Origin of the sequence: Aliikangiella coralliicola (assembly GCF_007004725.1) — a bacterium.
GTDB classification, from domain to species: domain Bacteria; phylum Pseudomonadota; class Gammaproteobacteria; order Enterobacterales; family Kangiellaceae; genus Aliikangiella; species Aliikangiella coralliicola.
The window spans coordinates 101,005-121,178 of the sequence record NZ_ML660174.1 but is presented as its reverse complement, the minus strand read 5'-3'; the positions used below and the strand labels follow the sequence as shown (position 1 = coordinate 121,178).

The following is a 20,174-nucleotide window of genomic DNA, read 5'->3' as shown; positions in this document are numbered from 1 at the left end:
AATTCATATGGCTATCCCTCGTAAAAAACTGGTCGACTCTCAAAACCCCGGCTTTTACCACTGCACCAATCGCTGTGTCCGAAGAACCTTCCTCTGTGGTGTCGACCAACACTCCGGTCGTAACTATTCGCATCGTAAACACTGGCTAGAAAAACGCATGAAAGCGCTCTGTGAGCTTTTCGCGATTGAAATCTATGCCTATGCCGTTATGAATAATCATTATCATATCGTCCTCTACCTCGACCCTAAGGCCCCCTTAAATTGGACCGATGATGAGGTCGCTGAGCGTTGGCTGGAATTGTTTCCCGGACGGCCTGACCAGGCCATTAATCCTCGTTTGAGAGCGATGAAAAAAATGGCGATTCTACATGATAGTGAAAGACTCGCACTCTACCGACAACGACTCGGTGATTTATCCTGGTTTATGCGCCGATTAAACGAGCCATTGGCTAAAAACAGTAATCGGGAAGATGACTGTACCGGGAAGTTCTGGGAAGGTCGTTATACTTCTCAAGCCTTACTTGATGAAGCCGCCCTTTTCTCCTGTATGGCTTATGTCGACCTGAACCCGGTCAGAGCAAAGATCACGGACAAACTGGCTGAGTCTCAGCATACTTCAATCAAACAACGACTCGATAATATTGACTCAGTTAAACAGCTTTGTCCCTGGAAAGATGAAGTCACTCCGGTAGCCGGAAAAGTGAGACCTTACCCGCTGCCGATGCGATTGCAGGACTATATTGAACTGGTTGAATGGACTGGTCGCGCTATCGTTAAACCTGGGAAGGCTGACATTCCCGTGCATATTGCTCCCACACTTGACCGCTTAAACTTACGCAAGAATCATTGGCTTAAACAAATTGAAAACTATGGCAACAATTACTTTCGAGTCGTTGGTTCTATCCAGAAAATTCGGCAGAAAGCCAGGCTGTGGGAGGTTCGCTGTTTACATGGCATCGCCGCTGCTAAGTTGTTGTATAAATCCTTATCGAACTAGCAACGATTTAATATTCGCTTATTGCAAGTATGTATTTTATTTTTCAGCAGAGTGTCTAACTAATTCAAAGCTAAATTATGCAAATAATGATAATTGTTTACACTCTCAACTGTTTTCATATTTGTTCAAATAAAATTCAGCGAGCGGTAAATCTTCAGTATTTGTAATTTTTATATTATCACTTCGACCAAGAACAACTCTGACAGGGTGCCCTGATAAGGTTAATGCGGAAACCTCATCTGTGACCATGTTACGGTTATCAATTGCCTTCCCTAATGAGTTGTTTAAATCAATAAATCTCGCCATTTGGGGAGTAAACGCACGAACTAAATGATCGCGCTCCACAACATTAACAACTTGTTTTTCTGGTGTAATTGACTGCAACGTGTCAATCACCGGCGCAGCTAAAAGACATGCCTGCTGGTCAGCTTGAAAAGATTGGTATAGTTTTTCCAAATCTTCATGGGTTATACAAGGACGTGCCGCGTCATGGACCATTACAGGTACATCATCTGCTAAACCACTATCGAACAAGTATCGCAAAGCGTTGTGCACTGAATTGCTCCTTTCCTCGCCGCCTTCAATAACGACAATATTTTTATGCTCGATGTTTTCGAGTTTGGTGTAGTGTGAATCCTGCGGAGAAATAACAAGAACAACTAGCGAAATTGGTTCAAACTTTAGTAGCTTATCAAGCGTAATATCTAATATTGTTTTGTTGTTTAGCTTTAAATATTGTTTAGGAACATCTGTTCCCATTCGACTACCGACACCTGCTGCAGGGACAATCGCAACAACTCCACTAACGCTTGACAAATCTTGATGCATTAATAAACATCTCCAATAATTATTTCATGATTAACAGTTAACTGACGAAGTTTGCTTGAATGACTGTACGTACTTTTCAAAGTGGGACAACATTATTTTTCTTTCGGAATAACGCGGTAAAAAGTTTCACCAGGCTTGATCAAACCAAGTTGTTCTCGGGCTTTTTCTTCAAGTACGGCAGGATTTTTTCTTAGTGCCAGAATTTCTTTTTTTAATAATTCGTTTTGCTCTTTTAACAAACGATTTTGCGCCTGTTGTTCAGCTATTTTTGTTTTAAGTTCGTTAATTTCACGATAGCTACCTTCGCCCCACCAAATTCGATATTGCAGTAAGCAGATTAAAACAAAAAAAATGACACCAAGTATTTTCATATTATCCAAAAAGAGAGCAAGCCTTACGGCTCGCTCTACTCACTATTTCTCTAAAAACAATTAAATGCTTTCTTACCAGGATAAACAGCTTTATCACCTAGCATTTGTTCAATACGCAATAATTGATTGTATTTCGCCACTCGATCACTTCGACATAACGATCCAGTTTTTATTTGACCGGCATTAGTCGCTACAGCTAAATCAGCGATGGTACAATCTTCAGTTTCACCACTTCGATGCGAAACAACCACAGTATAATCCGCTTCGTGTGCCATATCGATGGCCGCTAAGGTTTCAGTCAACGAACCAATTTGGTTAACTTTAATAAGAATAGAATTAGCAATTTTCTTTTCTATTCCTTCAGTCAAAATTTTAGTGTTAGTGACAAATAAATCATCTCCAACTAACTGGACACGCTCACCTAGTTTTTCCGTGAGAATTTTCCATCCTTCCCAATCACTTTCATCCATTCCATCTTCAATTGAAATAATAGGATAACGGTTAACCCAGTCTTCTAAATAGCACGCAAACTCTTCTGCAGTTAAGGATTTTCCTTCGCCTTCTAAATGGTATTTACCACCTTTATAAAACTCGGAACTCGCAACATCAAGTCCGAGGAAAATTTCTTCACCAAGTTTATAGCCGGCTTTTTCAACAGCTTCTACGATAGCTTGTACAGCTTCCTCGTTAGATCCAAGGTTAGGAGCGAAGCCGCCTTCATCACCAACTGCAGTGTTTAATCCCTTCGATTTTAAAACTGACTTAAGCGCATGAAATATTTCTGTGCCATAGCGTAGTGCTTCAGAGAAACTTGGCGCGCCAACCGGTAAGATCATAAATTCTTGAATATCAACATTGTTATCCGCGTGTGCGCCACCATTAATAATATTCATCATTGGCACAGGCAAGGTCACGCCATCGGAAATTTGAGAGAAAAGCGGTTGCTTATTATGGCTGGCCGCGGCTTTAGCAGCTGCCAACGAAACAGCCAAAATGGCATTCGCACCTAATTTTGACTTATTTTCAGTTCCATCAAGGTCAAGCATAATTTGATCAAGTTTGCTTTGCTCACCGGCATCGATACCAATCAACTTTGGCTTAATCAAATCATTAATATTGGCCACTGCTTTAAGTACACCTTTACCCAGGTAGCGAGTTTTATCACCATCTCTTAACTCTAAAGCTTCGCGAGACCCGGTAGATGCGCCTGAAGGAGAGCAGGCAATACCTAATGCGCCTGACTCTAGAATAACTTCTGCTTCTACTGTTGGGTTTCCGCGAGAATCCAATACTTCGCGTCCAATGACATCGACAATTTTACTCATTCCTTCCAACCTCAATTTGGTTTACATTTAAAAATTAATTAAGTGAATTTGATTTTATCTCTAATCGATTCAGAGCTGAACTAACTTATTCTTTTTAAGAAAATCGAGTTAAGTTCGCGCTAATATCCACATTCTGGTTAAACATCAAAGGCTCATCTCTGCAAAACCTGACTGCTTAACGACCGAGTCAATTTCTGTTAATGTTTTCAACAGCTTTTCGATTTCATACATCGGCCAAGAATTTGGACCGTCGCTCTTTGCATTCGCCGGATCCGGGTGTGTCTCCATAAAAATGCCGGAGATACCCGCAGCAATCGCCGCCCTTGCCAACACAGGTACGTGTTCCCTTTGACCGCCAGAAGAACTCCCCTGACCGCCGGGCAATTGCACCGAATGGGTTGCATCATATACAACTGGCGCGCCGGTTTCGCGCATTACCGCCAGCCCTCTCATATCAGAGACCAAGTTGTTATAACCAAAAGATGCGCCTCGCTCACATACCATAATATTTTCATTACCTGTCGAGCGAGCCTTATTAACAACGTTAACCATATCCCAAGGCGCTAAAAACTGACCCTTCTTGATATTAACTGGTTTACCAGCTTCGCAGACTCTTTGAATAAAGTTCGTTTGTCGGCATAAAAATGCCGGTGTTTGCAGTACATCAACGACTGCAGCAACTTCATTCATTGGCGTATCTTCGTGGACATCAGTTAATACGGGTACATTAATTTGTTTTTTAACTGTCTCAAGAATCTGCAATCCTTTCTCAATTCCTGGGCCGCGAAAACTAGTGTGCGAAGAACGATTCGCTTTATCAAAAGACGATTTATAAATGTAGTTTATCCCTAAACGATCAGTGACTTCTTTCATATAACCAGCGGTGTCCAACGCGAGCTGTTCACTTTCAATAACGCAAGGGCCAGCAATAAGAAAAAATGCTTTATCAATACCAACTTCAAATCCGCAAATATTCATACATGATACTCTTAATTGATAAGTTCGCCTGTCAAAGAAAGCTTTGACTTTATCTTACAGTTATAACCTCAACACTTCGAGGATTTACCTTTCAGGTAATTATCCTTCCTGAGCAACTCTGAACTCTTTAGCAGCATTCACAAATGATGCAAATAAAGGGTGTCCATCGCGAGGGGTTGAAGTAAATTCCGGGTGGAACTGAACTGCAACAAACCAGGGATGGTCATTAAGCTCAATCGTTTCCACCAGGTTATTTAAACTAGAGCGACCAGAAATAACCAATCCACACTCTTCCATCTGAGAAACATAATTCTCATTGACCTCATAGCGATGGCGATGTCTTTCATTTACTTCTTGTGCGCCGTAAATTTCTGCAATCTTAGTCCCTTTCTTCAGGTAGGCCGGTTGTGCACCCAAGCGCATTGTGCCACCAAGGTCAGAATCTTCCGAGCGTTGCTCAACGCTACCATCTTTATCGACCCATTCAGTAATCAGTCCAACCACAGGCGTTGAAGTATTTTTGTCAAATTCAGTACTGTTAGCGTCCGATAGTTTCGCACTACTTCGCGCAAACTCGATAACGGCAACCTGCATACCAAGACAAATACCCAGATAAGGGATATTATTCTCCCGAGCATAAGCAACCGTTTGTACTTTTCCTTCAACACCCCGCTCACCAAAACCGCCGGGGACAAGTATTGCGTCGGCGTTATCCAAAAGACCAATACCTTTTTTCTCAATATCTTCGGCATCGACAAAATCAATATTGACAGTTAAGCGATTTTGCAAACCGGCATGTTTTAGCGATTCAATCAGTGACTTGTAGGCTTCGGTCAAATCCATGTATTTTCCAACCATGGCAATATTCACTTCACCATTCGGATTCGCTTCCGCATATAACACTTGTTCCCATTCAGTTAGGTCAACTTCTTGCTCAGGTAGTTGAAAGCGTTCACTGATTAAGCGTTCTAAACCCTGTGAATTCAAAATTGAAGGAATACGATAAATACTATCGACATCTTTAAGCGATATAACAGCCTTTTCTTCAACATTAGTAAATAAAGCAATTTTAGCTTTTTCCGAAGGCGGTAAAGTGCGATCAGAACGACAAATTAAAATATCCGGCTGGATACCAATTGAACGTAGCTCTTTAACCGAGTGCTGGGTCGGTTTGGTCTTAAGTTCGCCGGCAACAGCAATATAAGGAAGTAAAGTTAAGTGCATAAAGAGCGCTCTTTCTCGCCCGAGCTCGTAGCCTAATTGGCGAATGGCTTCAAGAAAAGGCAACGACTCAATATCCCCGACAGTTCCACCTATTTCTACCATAGCAATGTCGGCATCTCCCGCACCTTCAATCACTTTCTGTTTAATTTGATCAGTTATGTGGGGAATAACCTGAACGGTGCCGCCGAGATATTCACCTTTACGTTCCTTTTTAAGCACATCAGCATAAACACGGCCCGTCGTGAAATTATTAGCCTGAGTCATACGGGTGCGAACAAATCGCTCATAGTGACCGAGATCCAGATCAGTTTCGGCACCATCGTCAGTCACAAATACTTCACCGTGCTGAAATGGACTCATCGTACCCGGATCAACGTTGATATAAGGATCAAGCTTCAGCAAGGTCAATTTAAGCCCTCGCGACTCTAATAGCGCTGCTAATGAGGCTGCCGCAATACCTTTTCCGAGAGAAGATACAACACCGCCCGTAACAAATATAAACTTAGTCATGTAAAATCGCCAAAATCGTTTAAAAACAAATTGTTAGAAAGAAACTTCTGAGCACGGCTTGCTGTTTTTTTGTTACTAACTAGCACTAACTCCAACATAAACATCTTGAAATGGGAGTTGTAAAAATTAAAAGTTTAGTTAAAACATTATTGACTTTTTCGCAAGACACTGTTTTTGCTAGCAAAAAAGCTGGTTTGTGTAACAAAAATCAAGATCACTAGAAGCTATCAGGACGGGAAGCTATTGTAACAAATAATTTCTTGCGAATCACGAGATTAAATTGAATATTGCGGTATTGTGCGGAATTCGGGTGAGAAACTTTGACTAACAGGTATTTTGTTCGTCTCCCCCTTCAAGTCTAATTGGCAAAGCTAATAAAAAAGAGATAACGACAAGTTGAAGCAGCTGAAGTTAACGAGTTTTTTTCGCCCGTTGCCACAGTAATTCCAATTCCTCCAGAGTCGACTGGTTAAGCGGTTTCTCACTGAAAGTTTCTACTTTGCGAAATCTAGAATCAAACTTTTGATTTGCTTTTCTAAGCGCCATATCGGCATCAATACCATAGTGACGACTCAGATTAACCACGGCGAATAAAAGGTCGCCGACTTCTTCTTCTAAATTTTCAGAATCGCCTTGATCAGCTGCCAGGGTTATTTCTTCGCACTCCTCTTTCACTTTGTCCCATACTTGGTCAACATTTTCCCAGTCAAATCCAATTTTTGCGACTCGCTTCTGTATTTTTTGTGCTCGCTTTAGCTCTGGAAGTGCTTTAGGAATATCATCTAAAACACTGGTATTCGTTTTCGATTTTTGTTGCCTTTCCTGGTGTTTCTGTTCTTCCCATGCTTGCTTCAGTTGTTTTTCACTTTCAAATTGAACATCTCCAAATACGTGCGGGTGCCTTCGTACCAACTTGTCACAAATATTTTCTACAATGGCATAAAAATCAAATCGTTTTTCCTCTTTCGTAAGTTGCGCATAAAAAACCACTTGAAACAACAAGTCACCTAATTCATCTTTTAAACTGTCAAAGTCTTTAGATTCAATTGCCTCTGCCACCTCATAAACTTCTTCAATAGTAAAGGGTAAAATAGTCTGATAGTCCTGCTCTAAATCCCAGGGACAGCCCCCTTCCCGATCTCTTAGTGAGGACATTACCGCCAGCAATTTATCAATTCCTGAACTATTCTCAACCTGGGCTAATAATTTTTCTGCAATATTTTCTTTTTGAATTTCAGACACAATCTTCTCAATCGATTCGGTTACTAATTTTGCGATTCAACAGGTTTTACGACTCAAGTGATTTTACAACTTAACAGTTCTACTGGTTTATTTTCTCTGTACACTCACGATTGTTGGCAATCTTTCAATCCGCGACATAATTCGAGACAAGGCATTGATACTGGAAACTTCAATTTGAATATGAATGCTGACCATTAATCGCTTTTTATTAACATGAGTATTGAGACTGGTTACACTCACTTTTTCATCTGCCATTAATGTGGTTACGTCTCCTAACAAACCTTTACGATCATAAGCTTTAATGAGCAAGTCAATAAGATAACTTTCGTTGACCGAGTCACTCCAGTCAACGCTAAGTACTTTTTCAGGGTTCGATTTTTGTGATGTTAACAAATAATGACAGTCCGAACGATGGATCATAATCCCCCTCCCCACCGTGACATAACCTGCTATCATATCGCCTGGAACAGGTTTACAACAACCTGCCATTCGCGTGAGTAAATTGCCGACGCCTTCAACCAGAATATCACTGGACGCGCTGCGCTTGGTAACCTTAGCGGGTCTTTTGATCACTGTATCGCGGTTGATCGGCGGTTGAGCTTCTTGAATACTGCGAATGTAGTTAGTGACCTGATGTAAGCCTTTGTCGCCAACACCGATACCAGCAAATAACTCTTCTTCTTTGTTAAAGTTAAAATGCCTGGCCACTTTTAAATAATCAACTTGGCGAAAATTATGCTTATGGATTTCTTTTTCTAATAATTGTTTACCCGCCGCAATATTTTTATCTTTATCCTGGTGTCGAAACCACTGGTGAATTTTGGATCGGGCGCGAGAGGATTTAACGTAACCTTGATGCTCGCTTAACCAGTCTCGACTAGGTCCGCCGGTTTTACTGGTTAGAATTTCAATTCGTTGCCCCGTTTCGATTGGCTGAGTTAAAGGAATAATTCTGCCGTTAACTTTAGCCCCTCTGCAACGATGCCCTACTTCGGTATGAACTCGATAAGCAAAATCGACAGCAGTTGACCCGCTCGGTAAGTCAATTAATTTGCCTCGCGGTGTAAACACATAAATTCTTTCTTCCAATACCTGGTTGCGAAACTCTTCAACAATATCAGCAGACTCAGTCACTTCATCTTGCCACTCCAGCAATTGCCTCAACCAGGCTATTTTCGCCTCATAACCATCGCTCGGCGCAGCTTTGCCTTCTTTATATTTCCAGTGCGCGGCAACACCTAACTCAGACTCCTGATGCATTTCGTGTGTGCGAATTTGAATTTCAAGCGTTTTACCTTCCATGCCAACCACTGCCGTATGCAACGACCGATAACCATTCTCCTTTGGCGTCGCAACATAATCATCAAATTCTTTGGGAATGTGTTTCCAAAGGCCATGGACTGCACCAAGAACCGTATAACAATCCTGTATTTTTGGAACCAGAACACGCACCGCACGAACATCATAAATTTCTTCAAAGCCAACTTGTTTACGTTGCATTTTTTTCCAAATGCTAAATATGTGTTTCGCTCTTCCCTGAAGCTCCGCATCGACATTAAAGTCAGCTAAAGAGTCACCGATAATCTGTAAAACCTTCTCCACATAAATTTCACGCGCTCCACGCTTTTCTGCAAGGCTTTTGGCAATTTTTTTATACTCATCGGGTTTTAAAATCCGAAAGGCCAAGTCTTCCATTTCCCACTTTAACTGCCCGATACCTAACCTGTTCGCCAAAGGTGCGTAGACATCATTGACTTCCTGGGCTACAAGAATACGTTTTTCAGAATCGGACTTTACTGCTTTGCGTAATATGCATAATCTTTCTGCCAGTTTGATTAATACCACTCTGACATCATCAACCATCGTGAGCAGCATCTTACGCAGGTTATCAATATGGCCGGGATCATTACTTTCAGCGTAGTTTGACTGCAAAGCCCGAATAGCATCCATAGTCGCAACGCCCTTAATTCTATTGGCAATTTTGCTTGAACATTGCTCCTGAATTGTTTCGATATTCAATAACTCAGCATCAACAAAGGGATAGAGAATAGCGGCTATCAATGTTGTATTATTAGCATTCAATGAGGAAAGAATATTTCCCATCTCAAAGCTCTGTTCAAAAATATCAGGGAGTTTCGCCGCTTTATCGCCGGTTTCCTGTTGACTTACCTGTTGTAAAAGCTCAGTCGCTTTATCCCACCCTTCTTGATCATTCGGATCATTTTCAGGTTGAATTGATAAACACCATTGATGATAGTGACTATCATTAATATCTTTCGGTGTGCGAATGTCGTGTACTTTTACCATTTGCTTTCCGCTGCCAGTCTTAATTTACAACATTAGTCTGTTGATATTTTTTATTTAATATATATTTTTTCTTTTTTAACTAAACTTTTTCAAATAACGCGATTGATTCAACATGCGTTGTATGTGGGAACATATCCATAACGCCGGCTTTACATAAACGATATCCAGACTTCACCAACTCTCCGGTATCTCTGGCCAATGTTGCGGGATTACAAGATACATAAACAATTTTCTCCGCATTAAATCGAACAATATTATTAATAACTTCTAATGCGCCACTGCGCGCCGGGTCAATTAATATTTTGTTGTATTGGCGCTGATTCCATTCTTTATCAGACAAATCAGAAGTCAGGTCGGCCTGGTAAAATTCAACATTATCCAACTGGTTAAAACGCGCATTTTCTGCGCCTCTTTCAACCATCGCCTGTACACCTTCTACGCCAACGACTAACTTCGCTTTCGTGGCTAAAGGAATGGTAAAGTTCCCAAGTCCACAAAATAAATCTAACACCTGATCCTCTGGCTGAACGTCTAACAACTCTATTGCAAAAGGGACCATTTTACGATTAATGCTGGCATTAACCTGGGCGAAATCTAAGGGTTTTTGAAGCAACTCAACACCAAATTCCGGTAACCGATAACTGAGTTGCGCCGCCTCATCATCAATCGGCCAAAGACGAGTAATTGTGTCCGGCCCTTTGGGTTGCAAATAAACAATCAAATTATTTTCTTGGGCAAATGAAAACCATTTGGCACGATCCGAATCGCTCATCGGTTTAAGATGACGAATGATTAATGCCACTTTATCATCGCCACAAGATACTTCTATTTGCGGTATAAATTGACGACCATCAAGTGTATCGATCAACTGACTGGCAGTAACCAACAAATCTGATACTTGCTTTACCAGCACAGGACAAGAATCTATATCTGCAAGAAAGTTAGAGTATTTTTCACGAAAACCTATCAGTGTTCGCTCTTTTTTCATGACGTAACGAACACCCAACCGAGCTTTTCGTCGATAGCCTAATAAATCAGCTTGCAGCGGTGGCAGCCACTCTTCAGGCTGAGTTTGTGCAAAATGCGCCAGTTGTTCCTGTAAAATAGACTGTTTATGACTGATCTGTGCTTCACTGGACATATGCTGCATGCTACAGCCACCACAAACCTCAAAATGCTTACAAGGCGGCTCTACTCTGTCATCTCCAGAGGTAATAACTCGATGAATTCGACCTTCATCGAATTTTCCTCGCTGGTAAGTATAGAGCATTTCAACCCGTTCACCAGCTAGCGCGCCATCGACAAAAACAGTCTTTCCGTCAATTCTGCCAACCCCTCTGCCTTCATGGGAAAGACTATCAATATCAATGACGACGGGTTCAGTAGGTAATGATTTCTTTTTCCGGTATTTTCTGGACATCTAACAACTTCCGCAGTGAATTTCAGGTCACCTACAATGGCAACAACTTACTAACCCGGCCCCCATTTTCTTAGTTATCAACGGGATTCGGGCTAAATCGATGGTGCATTATATACTTACGAAAGTGAACTATTAACAAATTTATCCGTTGCTTTAACAATTCAGGTGGGTATAGTCAGTGCAAATGGAATAATACTCGCCTCAAACCTTAAAAATAGCTAAAAATGCGTCGAGAACAATACAAAAAAATGGGACTACCTGAAAATCAGACAACTGTTTTCAAGTATCTTCTTTCAATAACACGAACAATTTGGCATTCAAGTCTTATTCTCTTTTTTAGTGCTTTCTCAAATAATGTCCTGTCTGATTCGGACAAAAGCACTGGTATCTCAGAGAAAAATCAATATAACCTATTGATTTTTCACGATAATATGAGCGAAGTTCAAAATCAATTCTCACAATCTTTGCAAGCTCAACTTCTGTTGAAAATGCCTGATTACAACTATGAGCTAATCGATACTAGCTCAAAATCCAGGAAAAAAATTGAAGCTCATTTGACACAACCTGCAAGCTGCGCAGTAACCATCGGTGCCGTTGCGACTCAGAAAGTGCTCAGTGTCAGGCACCCGGTATATATCTTTAGTCTTTATGTCCCTCGATATAAACTGGATAATCTTTACCGAATCTATCAAAAACTTGGTATTCCATTGAGTGGAATTTATGAAGAACAGCCATTTACCCGGCAAATGTTTCTTGCAAAAGCGCTAAATCCAGAACTCAACCAGGTAAATATTCTCCTGGGCCAGGCAGATAAATTTTATTTGCGCGAATTTCAAAAGCTCGCTTCAGAAAATCAACTATCACTCAACTATCAAATACTCAAACCCGCCGACACCCCGGAAAAGTTTTTGAATAATGTCACTAAACCAACTGATTTTCTGCTAATTCTTAATAACGCCCAGCTTTTCCAAAATTCAAAATTAACGGGGGTTGTACTAGCCGCTTACTATCAAAAAGTAAATCTTATCGGCAATCGAATAGAACATGCTAAAATTGGAACATTAGCAAGTATTTATACATCTCCCAATACGCTGGCAATTGAGACCACCGGAGAACTAAAAAAGATATGTGAGGCAAAAATTAATCAAAACAATAAGCCTGAGGGCAAAACTAAAAGTAATAGCGGCAAAAATAATCGAGACAAAAATCAGAGCGATAGCCAAACAAAACCAAGATTCGCCAACAGTTTCAGTGTCATCATAAACGATCAGATTGCGCAAAATATGCAATTGGGAAATCTGAGTTCCAACGAGTTAAGTAAACAAGTGACTCGAATGGAAAATGAACAAAATAGAAGGCACGGTAATGAATGAATGGGGTATAAAAGCAAGAGTTATCCTGCTCGCACTCATCCCAACAGGATTAGTCGCGCTGGTGATGGGCGCCTATTTTATTGCCACCAGAATGCATGATCTTGATGTCTCACTCAAAGAGCGCGGTCAAACCATTGTTAATTATCTAGCACAAACCGCAGAATATTCCGTTATCTCTGCGAACACTCAAGCACTTGAAAGACTGGTTTCAAATGCGCGAGACGGCGATGACGATATTCTTGCTGTCGCAATTTTCGATAAGAATAATCTGCTTTACGCCAAATCAGGAACCGCCGGGCTCATTCAAAAACTGGCAATAAACTCGCAAAGTTTACCGAGACAAACATTTACAGAGATTGTCGGTGAAGGGATTGTCGTTAGAACCCCCATCGTCACTCGGCCAATGCTCGACAATAACTTTCAATTTAATCAATCGGCCCCCGAACTACCAACCCTTGGTTATGTTTCTGTGTATCTCACGATGAAAAATGCCAAGTTACGCCAATACCAAACTGTTGCCACCGCGTTGGTTATTTTGATTATCGGTTTAGGATTGGGCGGCGTGCTCGCCCAGGGAATGGCCCGCTCAATTACGATCCCAATTATTCAACTCGCATCTGCAGTTAAGAGAATTAAGGAAGGACAACTCAAAGTATCAATCAAATCCCAAGCTACCGGAGAACTTAAAACGCTAGTTGATGGGTTTAACGATATGAGTCAATCCATTTACGAAGCCAGTGAAGAAATGCAGGCAGCTGTCGAACAAGCCACCGCGGATCTTCACGAAACCAACGAAGCATTAGAATTACAAAACGTCGAACTGGACATGGCCCGTAAACAAGCCATAGAAGCCAGCCGAGTTAAGTCAGAATTTCTGGCGAATATGAGTCACGAGATCCGAACGCCAATGAACGGCGTTATCGGTTTTACCAACTTGCTATTGCGCACTCAACTAACCTCCAAACAGGCCGATCATTTAAATACCATCAAAAAGTCTGCCACCGGTTTATTATCTATTATCGACGATATTCTCGACTTCTCGAAAATTGAAGCAGGAAAAATGGATTTGGAGAAGCGCTCACTTAACATTAATGATTGCGTTGACGAAGTGCTTAATTTATTGGGCCCGGCGGCACAAGGAAAAAATATCGAATTGCTCGGAATTGTCTATCAGGATGTTCCCGAGTATTTGTTGGGAGACTCCGTCAGAATTTCACAAATATTGACTAACCTTACTAACAACGCGATTAAGTTTACTCAGCAGGGTAACATCCAAATCCGGGTAATGCTTGATGATGAAACCCCTCAATCGGTTCGACTCAAAATTAAAGTCACAGATACTGGTGTCGGCTTATCAAAAGAACAACAAAAAGTGCTGTTCCAGGCATTTACCCAGGCAGACACTTCAACGACACGGCGATTTGGTGGTACGGGGCTGGGATTAGTTATTTCCAAAAAACTGGTCGAGTCGATGAATGGTAAAATTGGTCTTGAGAGTGAAGAAAATGTGGGCTCGACCTTCTGGTTTACCATCGAACTTGATAAAGATCCCGATGATAGTAAACAAGCCGACTTTGGTTTTCCTGGGCGACGAATATTGCTCCATGATTATAGCCGGGTTTCTCAACTAGCCACCCAACACTTACTGACCCGCTGGAATACCAAAGTTGAAACAACCGATGATTTAAATTCATTGGTTAAACTAGCAGAACTTAACAAACAGCAAAAGAAAAATGTCCATCTGATGCTGGTTGGCGGTTACCAGAGTTACGAGTATCAAGATGCTTTTTCCCAGTTAAAAGAACTCGCCGGCGAGCTCAATTGCCCTATCGCGGTTTTACTCAACACCAACGATGAAAGTGTTATCAACCAATTTACAGAGTTAGGTATTAAGAAGCACTTGAGCAAACCAATTATTCGCAAAAACTTTTATAACGCATTGTTCGGCTGGTTCGAAATTGGAAAAGAAACTATCATCAAAGAAGTTAAAACCGTTAGTAAACCTGAGCAGCTTGAAGGTGGTAGTTCGAAAATTTTATGTGTCGATGACAACGAAGCCAATCTAAAGCTAATTGCTGAACTATTATCTGAATATAATGTTGATACTTCACTCGCTGAAAACGGAAAGCAAGCGGTACAAGCGTGTGAAAAACAAGAGTTTGACTTAATTTTTATGGACATTCAAATGCCTGAAATGGATGGAATTCAAGCAACACGCCATATTCGAAAAATGAAAAACAGGCGAGCGAGAACGCCGATAATCGCGCTAACAGCCCACGCGATGAAGGGCGAAAAAGAGAAGCTTTTAAAAGAAGGTATGGATGACTATTTAACGAAACCCATTAGCCAGGTTCAACTAGAAGAAACTATTCAGAAATGGACTCGAAAAAAACTGGTATTTTCAGAAGAGCATGAACACACAGAACCACAAAAGGATAATTCATCACAAGATGGCTCAAAACCACAAGAAAATGCCGCTGACAAAATCATTGATTGGAAACTCAGTTTAAAAGCAGCCAATCAAAAAACGAATTTAGCAAAAGATATGTTATCGATGCTAGTTGCCAGTTTTAAAGATGCCAAACAACAAATCTCCGGTGCGTACCAGGACAAAAACCTGGAACAGCTTACCCAGCAAGTTCATAAGCTTCATGGAGCGACAGCTTATTGTGGTGTCCCTCAACTTAAAAAACTCGCTTACGATTACGAGACTCATCTGAAGCAAGATGGCCTTAATGATAACTCTCCTGTTATCCATACTAACTTTATGCAGGCCATCGATGCGGTAGAAAAAGCGGCTAAGGAATATATTTAATTGATACCAATTAAATATAAAATAGCTTTAATTGCTCATATTTAAATTAAAGCTGCTTAACAATCAGTTTGTTTTGATTTTGAGACTCAAGTTCCGACATTGCTTTAGCGACCAGAGTTTGTGTTTGTGCGTCGTAATCGACAACTTCACAAGGTATCACTTGATTAGCAATATCAATATGCTGATCGATATCCAGAAAAATTTTGTGGTAATTCTCAGTGTGTCCAAAAAATCGAAAACGCCCTTCTTCGGTTCTACTTGCTTTGCCTTCCCACAAAATATTTTGCCGTTGGCCAATCATTGACATCATATTTTGCTGTTTAGCATTTGCCGCCAATTTATGCAGTTGTTGACTGCGTTTTTTCTTGGTTTCATTATCAATTTTTTCTGGCAGTCTAGCGGCTTTAGTCCCTTCACGATCAGAATAAGAAAAGATATGGACATGGCCAAAGTTTGCTTGCCCGATAATCTGTTGCGACAGCTCAAAATCTTCTTGTGTTTCTCCCGGAAAACCGACGATGATGTCTGTGGTCACGTTAAATTCAGGGATCACTTCGCGCGCTTTTTCAACTAGCTTCAAAAAAGTCTCAGATTTACAACGCCGTGACATTTTTCGCAGAATACGATTACTGCCGCTTTGAATCGGCAAATGCATATGCGGCATTAACCGTTCGTTTCTGAATAACTCAAAAAAGTTTTCAGGTAAATCCCATGGTTCGACCGAAGCAAATCGGATCCTTGGAATTTGTGTTTTTTCTAAAATGGCAACAACCAGTTCATACAATGAGGTACCTAAATCCGAGCCATAACCACCAACGTGAACACCAGTTAAAACAATCTCATTAACGCCCTCTTTTTCAAGTCGCGAAATTTCATCAATAAGTTCGTCAATGGTTCGACTTGATTCATCTCCTCGGGCAACGGTGACAATACAATAAGTACAACGATAGCGACAGCCATCCTGAATTTTGATAAACGCCCTTTCTTTGTTGCGCACAAACAAAGCAGATTCTTCGGGCTCTGTGGCAGCGAAAGGCATAGAATTCGACTCAACCAACTCTTTTGCAAGTGACGGTAGTTCTTTCTTATCGGCATTACTAACAATCAGGTCAACACCCAGAATTTCTTCAGCCTGTTGTTTTTCAAGCGAAGCATAACAACCGGTAACAACAAGCTTAGCTTGAGGGTTTTTTCGATGAAGTTTACGGATCGTTTGCCGTGATTTACGTGCAGCCTCACTGGTCACTGCACAAGTATTGATGACCATTAAGTCAACATCATCAAGTTGTCGAGAAATGGACATACCTTCACGACTGAACTCGTCCGCCCACATTTGAAGCTCAGCTTCGTTTAATCGACAACCCAGGGCAGTTAAAAATACTTCCATAAAACACTAACCTCTTCGCTTGGGTACCCAGGCCCAAGTCATTTGACACTCAACCGGTTCAACGCCTGCTTCGTCAGTTACCACCACCGAAATAACCGTATCGCCTTTTTCAACCTGATGGAGCTGTTCAATTTGCGCCTGCTCAATAGTCGCCACTGCACGCAAGTTGCCTGTTGATCGTTTAACATAATCAATGTGCATCGTTTTAAGTACCGGAGTTTTATCATCCGGGATGTTCATGCCTATCACCATGCCGCTCGCCGTTTCCGCCACCAAGCTGGTTGCAGCTGCGTGTACTGTGCCAATATGATTGCGAACCTTTTTTCGGTTTTTAAGTAAAAAACACGCTCGTTGTTGTGTTAGTTCTTCGCAATGAAGCCCTGCAGTACCAATAAATTTAATCGTTGAGCCGAGTGCAAAATCCAACAACCAACCTCTCAACCATTTGGGTTTTGATTGCAACTTGTCAACTATCTTCGCTAATTGATTTTTCATATTGTTCGACTTTTATTTATTTTTACTCCGCTAACTCAACTCATTGTTAGCACGTTTTTTTTCTAGCTGACGCCTGTGAATTCTAAACAAAATCAACTCTTGCAATCTATCACAACGCGACCATGCTTTTTTCGATCTAACAAATCATTAAACACCGACGAAACCTGACTTAAGGGAACTGTTTCTGTCACAATTGAATTGAGATGTTTCGGTTTGAGCTCTTTGCCCAATCTTTGCCAGATTGCTTTGCGTAATGACATTGGACAATTAGTTGAACTCACTCCCAACAGGCTGACACCACGCAAAATAAATGGAAACACCGTTGCATCTAGTTTGTGACTGTCTGCTAAACCAATACTGGCAACATTTCCCCACAAATTAGTATGCGCGATAAGTTGCGACAATAGTTTGCCGCCAACATTATCAATAGCACCGCCAAACCTGCTTTTTTCCAGTGGGCGACCACCAAGCTCTAAATCATCAGGCGAACAAACCTGGCTTGCACCAAGCTCCGTTAAATACGGATAATATTCCTGTCGACCGCTTACCGCTATAGTTTCAAATCCAAGACTGGATAATATATCAACAGCCACCGATCCAACTCCACCGCTCGCTCCTGTGACTGCGATGGGCCCCTGCTCCTTGTTTTGATGATTTTCCAACATTCGATGAATCGCTAGTGCAGCGGTAAAACCCGCAGTTCCTAAAATCATACTTTCAAGCAAACTTAATCCTTCAGGAAGTGGCATTACCCAATCAGCTGGTACACGCGCCATTTCTGCCAGTCCACCATCGTGACTCTCACCCAAACCACATCCATTCACAATGACTTCATCGCCCTGGGTAAATCTCTCATCAGTTGATGATTCAACCACACCGGCCAAATCAATTCCGCCATTCAGCGGAAACTGCTTTAAAATTTGACCTCGTCCTGTGGCACCAAGCGCATCTTTATAGTTCACTCCTGAATAATGAACTTTTATCACAACTTCGCCTTCGCACAGCGCATCAAGCTTGATTTGCTCTAAACGATGCTCAACGCCATTATCAGTTTTATAGATACGACAAGCTAGAAAAGTCACTTTTTATATCCCGTTTTCAAATTTTGGCGCTATTGTACCCCAAAAGTAATCATTGTCTTGCGCTTTTTAGCCAATTTGCGCAAAAGATAAACGATTTAAATAAAGCTCCAAATGTCCCGAGTCTGCTCGGATGACAAGCTAAATCAGCTTAATTTTCATAGGGTTGTTATAAAAAAGGGTAATTCTTCACTAAAACTTAACTTGTCAGGAGTGGTCCAAAAAGGGTATAAACGCTGACTAAATCAAAATTAAAGACCGCTAGCACTAGACTTGGCAATAATAAAAAAGCGGACGAAAGAAAAAACATTTCAATTTCAATAGGAGTTTTTCATGTCGATCAATATTCCAAAGGGAGAGTTTCTCGGTCATCCGAAGGGACTTTTTCTTCTTTTTACCACCGAAATGTGGGAGCGGTTCAGCTACTATGGTATGAGAGCACTTCTTGTATTAACGCTGATAGCCGGCACCGAAGCCAATAATGCAGGCTTTGGTTGGGACCGCTCAGAAGCACTTGTTCTTTATGGGTGGTACACCGGACTTGTTTATTTCACACCGCTTATCGGTGGTTGGTTGGCAGACAACTACATAGGCCAACGTAAATCAATCATTATTGGTGGTTTATTAATGGCCGCCGGGCAATTTACACTTGCAGCCTCTATTCCAGGAAACCTCCCATTATTCTACTTTGGTTTAGTGTTAATCATATTAGGTAACGGATTCTTCAAGCCAAATATCTCGACCATGGTCGGCGATTTATATGGAGAGCACGATAACCGTCGCGACGGCGCTTTCACTATTTTCTACATGGGTATTAACGTAGGTGCTTTCTTAGCTCCGCTTGTATGTTCAACCTTAGGTGAAGATCCAGATTTTGGCTGGAAATATGGTTATGTAGCGGCTGGCGTTGGAATGGTACTCTCAGTCATCATCCAATTAGTATTCGCAAACAAATACCTTGGTTCTGTCGGTGTACAACCATCAGCAAAACTTTCTCTTGAACAAGACGGCGGTCAAAAGAAACCTCTAACCGCAGAAGAAAAAGATCGACTCCGCGTAATTTTCATGTTGTTTATATTTGTGGTTCTTTTCTGGGCTTCTTTCGAACAAGCTGGCGGCTTAATGAATATTTATGCTTCAGAAAAAACTGATCGTGTGGTAGATGCGTTTAACTTTGAAGTTCCTGCAGGATGGTTTCAGTCTTTAAACCCTCTTTATATTGTTATTTTAGCCCCGATTTTCTCTTTATTGTGGATAAAGCTCGGTAGTAAAAATCCAGCAACTCCGATAAAGATGGTTTTTGGTTTGTTACTAACAGCCATTGGCTTCCTGTTCATGGTTGGTGCTGTTGTAGAACAACAATCTAGCGGTATGGCTTCAATGTGGTGGTTATGTGCTGCTTACTTATTCCATACCATGGGTGAGTTATGTATATCGCCGGTCGGCCTTTCAATGACAACAAAATTATCCCCTCTGCGTTTGGCAAGTTTGATGATGGGCGTATGGTTCTTGATCAATTTCTTCGCAAACCTGCTGGCAGGTGTTGTCGGCTCATTTGCTGAAGAACTAGGCGAAATGTCAATATTCGGCGGAATTGCTGCTGCAAATGTTATCTTCGCTCTTATTCTTTGGCCACTATCTGGTAGACTTGTTGAATGGATGCATGGAGCAGAAAGCTATCATCAGTCTCCAACCGTTAAAGACGAACTTGAGACTGCTTCAGAAGCAGTGTAAATCATGCAGAAGAAAAAACCGGCTTTACGCCGGTTTTTTTATATTTGAAAATAGACACAAATAATCGATTTCCAGTTAAATTTTAGACA

The 20,174-nt window shown here is 41.3% G+C and carries 15 protein-coding genes; 4 read left to right on the top strand and 11 right to left on the bottom strand.

Annotated features, from left to right (window positions below; translation table 11 throughout):
• The coding region (locus FLL46_RS27255; RefSeq protein ID WP_168204332.1) for a transposase at positions 1–997 on the top strand (997 nt) is incomplete at its 5' end.
• A gap of 105 nt (positions 998–1,102) precedes the next feature.
• On the opposite strand, the gene ispD is transcribed toward FLL46_RS27255, so the two are convergent.
• The 8 genes from ispD to rlmD form a co-directional block, all read right to left on the bottom strand.
• Positions 1,103–1,825, bottom strand: a complete 723-nt coding sequence (ispD, locus tag FLL46_RS26670; RefSeq protein WP_142935460.1) for a 2-C-methyl-D-erythritol 4-phosphate cytidylyltransferase — start codon at positions 1,823–1,825, stop codon at positions 1,103–1,105.
• A 92-nt stretch (positions 1,826–1,917) separates the two neighbouring features.
• Positions 1,918–2,196, bottom strand: coding sequence for an FtsB family cell division protein (locus tag FLL46_RS26665; protein WP_142935458.1), 279 nt, complete (start codon positions 2,194–2,196; stop codon positions 1,918–1,920).
• A gap of 50 nt (positions 2,197–2,246) precedes the next feature.
• Positions 2,247–3,521 carry a phosphopyruvate hydratase gene (gene eno, locus FLL46_RS26660; protein WP_142935456.1) on the bottom strand — a complete coding sequence of 425 codons (1,275 nt, stop codon included), beginning with the start codon at positions 3,519–3,521 and terminating at the stop codon, positions 2,247–2,249.
• A 144-nt stretch (positions 3,522–3,665) separates the two neighbouring features.
• Positions 3,666–4,499: a 3-deoxy-8-phosphooctulonate synthase gene (gene kdsA, locus FLL46_RS26655; RefSeq protein WP_142935454.1), complete on the bottom strand. Its 834-nt coding sequence runs from the start codon at positions 4,497–4,499 to the stop codon at positions 3,666–3,668.
• 99 nt (positions 4,500–4,598) lie between these two features.
• Positions 4,599–6,233: a CTP synthase gene (locus tag FLL46_RS26650; RefSeq protein WP_142935452.1), complete on the bottom strand. Its 1,635-nt coding sequence runs from the start codon at positions 6,231–6,233 to the stop codon at positions 4,599–4,601.
• 411 nt (positions 6,234–6,644) lie between these two features.
• A complete protein-coding gene (gene mazG / locus FLL46_RS26645) occupies positions 6,645–7,475 on the bottom strand; it encodes a nucleoside triphosphate pyrophosphohydrolase (protein WP_246119413.1) in 831 nt (276 codons plus the stop codon).
• Positions 7,476–7,562: 87 nt separating this feature from the next.
• Positions 7,563–9,782, bottom strand: a complete 2,220-nt coding sequence (gene relA / locus FLL46_RS26640; RefSeq protein WP_142935450.1) for a GTP diphosphokinase — start codon at positions 9,780–9,782, stop codon at positions 7,563–7,565.
• A gap of 79 nt (positions 9,783–9,861) precedes the next feature.
• Positions 9,862–11,202 (bottom strand): 23S rRNA (uracil(1939)-C(5))-methyltransferase RlmD, encoded by a 1,341-nt coding sequence (gene rlmD, locus FLL46_RS26635; RefSeq protein WP_142935448.1) that lies wholly within the window; start codon positions 11,200–11,202, stop codon positions 9,862–9,864.
• A 224-nt stretch (positions 11,203–11,426) separates the two neighbouring features.
• On the opposite strand from rlmD, the gene FLL46_RS26630 reads away from it, so the two are divergent.
• Both FLL46_RS26630 and barA read left to right on the top strand, forming a co-directional pair.
• The gene (locus FLL46_RS26630) at positions 11,427–12,575 is read left to right on the top strand and encodes a hypothetical protein (protein ID WP_142935446.1); all 1,149 of its coding nucleotides are present in this window, start codon (positions 11,427–11,429) and stop codon (positions 12,573–12,575) included.
• Positions 12,544–15,390: a two-component sensor histidine kinase BarA gene (gene barA / locus FLL46_RS26625; RefSeq protein WP_142935444.1), complete on the top strand. Its 2,847-nt coding sequence runs from the start codon at positions 12,544–12,546 to the stop codon at positions 15,388–15,390. The genes FLL46_RS26630 and barA overlap by 32 nt, the downstream gene beginning before the upstream one ends.
• A gap of 46 nt (positions 15,391–15,436) precedes the next feature.
• Here the strand turns inward: barA and mtaB are convergent, their stop codons facing one another.
• The 3 genes from mtaB to FLL46_RS26610 form a co-directional block, all read right to left on the bottom strand.
• On the bottom strand, positions 15,437–16,777 hold the full coding sequence (gene mtaB, locus FLL46_RS26620) for a tRNA (N(6)-L-threonylcarbamoyladenosine(37)-C(2))-methylthiotransferase MtaB (protein WP_142935442.1): 1,341 nt from the start codon (positions 16,775–16,777) through the stop codon (positions 15,437–15,439).
• Positions 16,778–16,783: 6 nt separating this feature from the next.
• Positions 16,784–17,272 carry a DUF4442 domain-containing protein gene (locus tag FLL46_RS26615; RefSeq protein WP_142935440.1) on the bottom strand — a complete coding sequence of 163 codons (489 nt, stop codon included), beginning with the start codon at positions 17,270–17,272 and terminating at the stop codon, positions 16,784–16,786.
• Positions 17,273–17,364: 92 nt separating this feature from the next.
• Positions 17,365–18,354 carry a YhdH/YhfP family quinone oxidoreductase gene (locus FLL46_RS26610; RefSeq protein ID WP_142935438.1) on the bottom strand — a complete coding sequence of 330 codons (990 nt, stop codon included), beginning with the start codon at positions 18,352–18,354 and terminating at the stop codon, positions 17,365–17,367.
• 330 nt (positions 18,355–18,684) lie between these two features.
• Here FLL46_RS26610 and FLL46_RS26605 point away from each other — a divergent pair, with 330 nt between their 5' ends.
• A complete protein-coding gene (locus FLL46_RS26605) occupies positions 18,685–20,085 on the top strand; it encodes a peptide MFS transporter (protein WP_142935435.1) in 1,401 nt (466 codons plus the stop codon).
• The last annotated feature ends 89 nt before the right edge of the window (positions 20,086–20,174 follow it).

Excerpts from the sequence above, each read along its gene's own strand:
- ispD (WP_142935460.1), bottom strand. The coding sequence starts at position 1,825 with ATGCATCAAGATTTGTCAAGCGTTAGTGGAGTTGTTGCGATTGTCCCT.
- FLL46_RS26665 (WP_142935458.1), bottom strand. The coding sequence starts at position 2,196 with ATGAAAATACTTGGTGTCATTTTTTTTGTTTTAATCTGCTTACTGCAA.
- eno (WP_142935456.1), bottom strand. The coding sequence starts at position 3,521 with ATGAGTAAAATTGTCGATGTCATTGGACGCGAAGTATTGGATTCTCGC.
- kdsA (WP_142935454.1), bottom strand. The coding sequence starts at position 4,499 with ATGAATATTTGCGGATTTGAAGTTGGTATTGATAAAGCATTTTTTCTT.
- FLL46_RS26650 (WP_142935452.1), bottom strand. The coding sequence starts at position 6,233 with ATGACTAAGTTTATATTTGTTACGGGCGGTGTTGTATCTTCTCTCGGA.
- relA (WP_142935450.1), bottom strand. The coding sequence starts at position 9,782 with ATGGTAAAAGTACACGACATTCGCACACCGAAAGATATTAATGATAGT.
- rlmD (WP_142935448.1), bottom strand. The coding sequence starts at position 11,202 with ATGTCCAGAAAATACCGGAAAAAGAAATCATTACCTACTGAACCCGTC.
- FLL46_RS26630 (WP_142935446.1), top strand. The coding sequence starts at position 11,427 with ATGCGTCGAGAACAATACAAAAAAATGGGACTACCTGAAAATCAGACA.
- barA (WP_142935444.1), top strand. The coding sequence starts at position 12,544 with ATGAACAAAATAGAAGGCACGGTAATGAATGAATGGGGTATAAAAGCA.
- mtaB (WP_142935442.1), bottom strand. The coding sequence starts at position 16,777 with ATGGAAGTATTTTTAACTGCCCTGGGTTGTCGATTAAACGAAGCTGAG.
- FLL46_RS26615 (WP_142935440.1), bottom strand. The coding sequence starts at position 17,272 with ATGAAAAATCAATTAGCGAAGATAGTTGACAAGTTGCAATCAAAACCC.
- FLL46_RS26605 (WP_142935435.1), top strand. The coding sequence starts at position 18,685 with ATGTCGATCAATATTCCAAAGGGAGAGTTTCTCGGTCATCCGAAGGGA.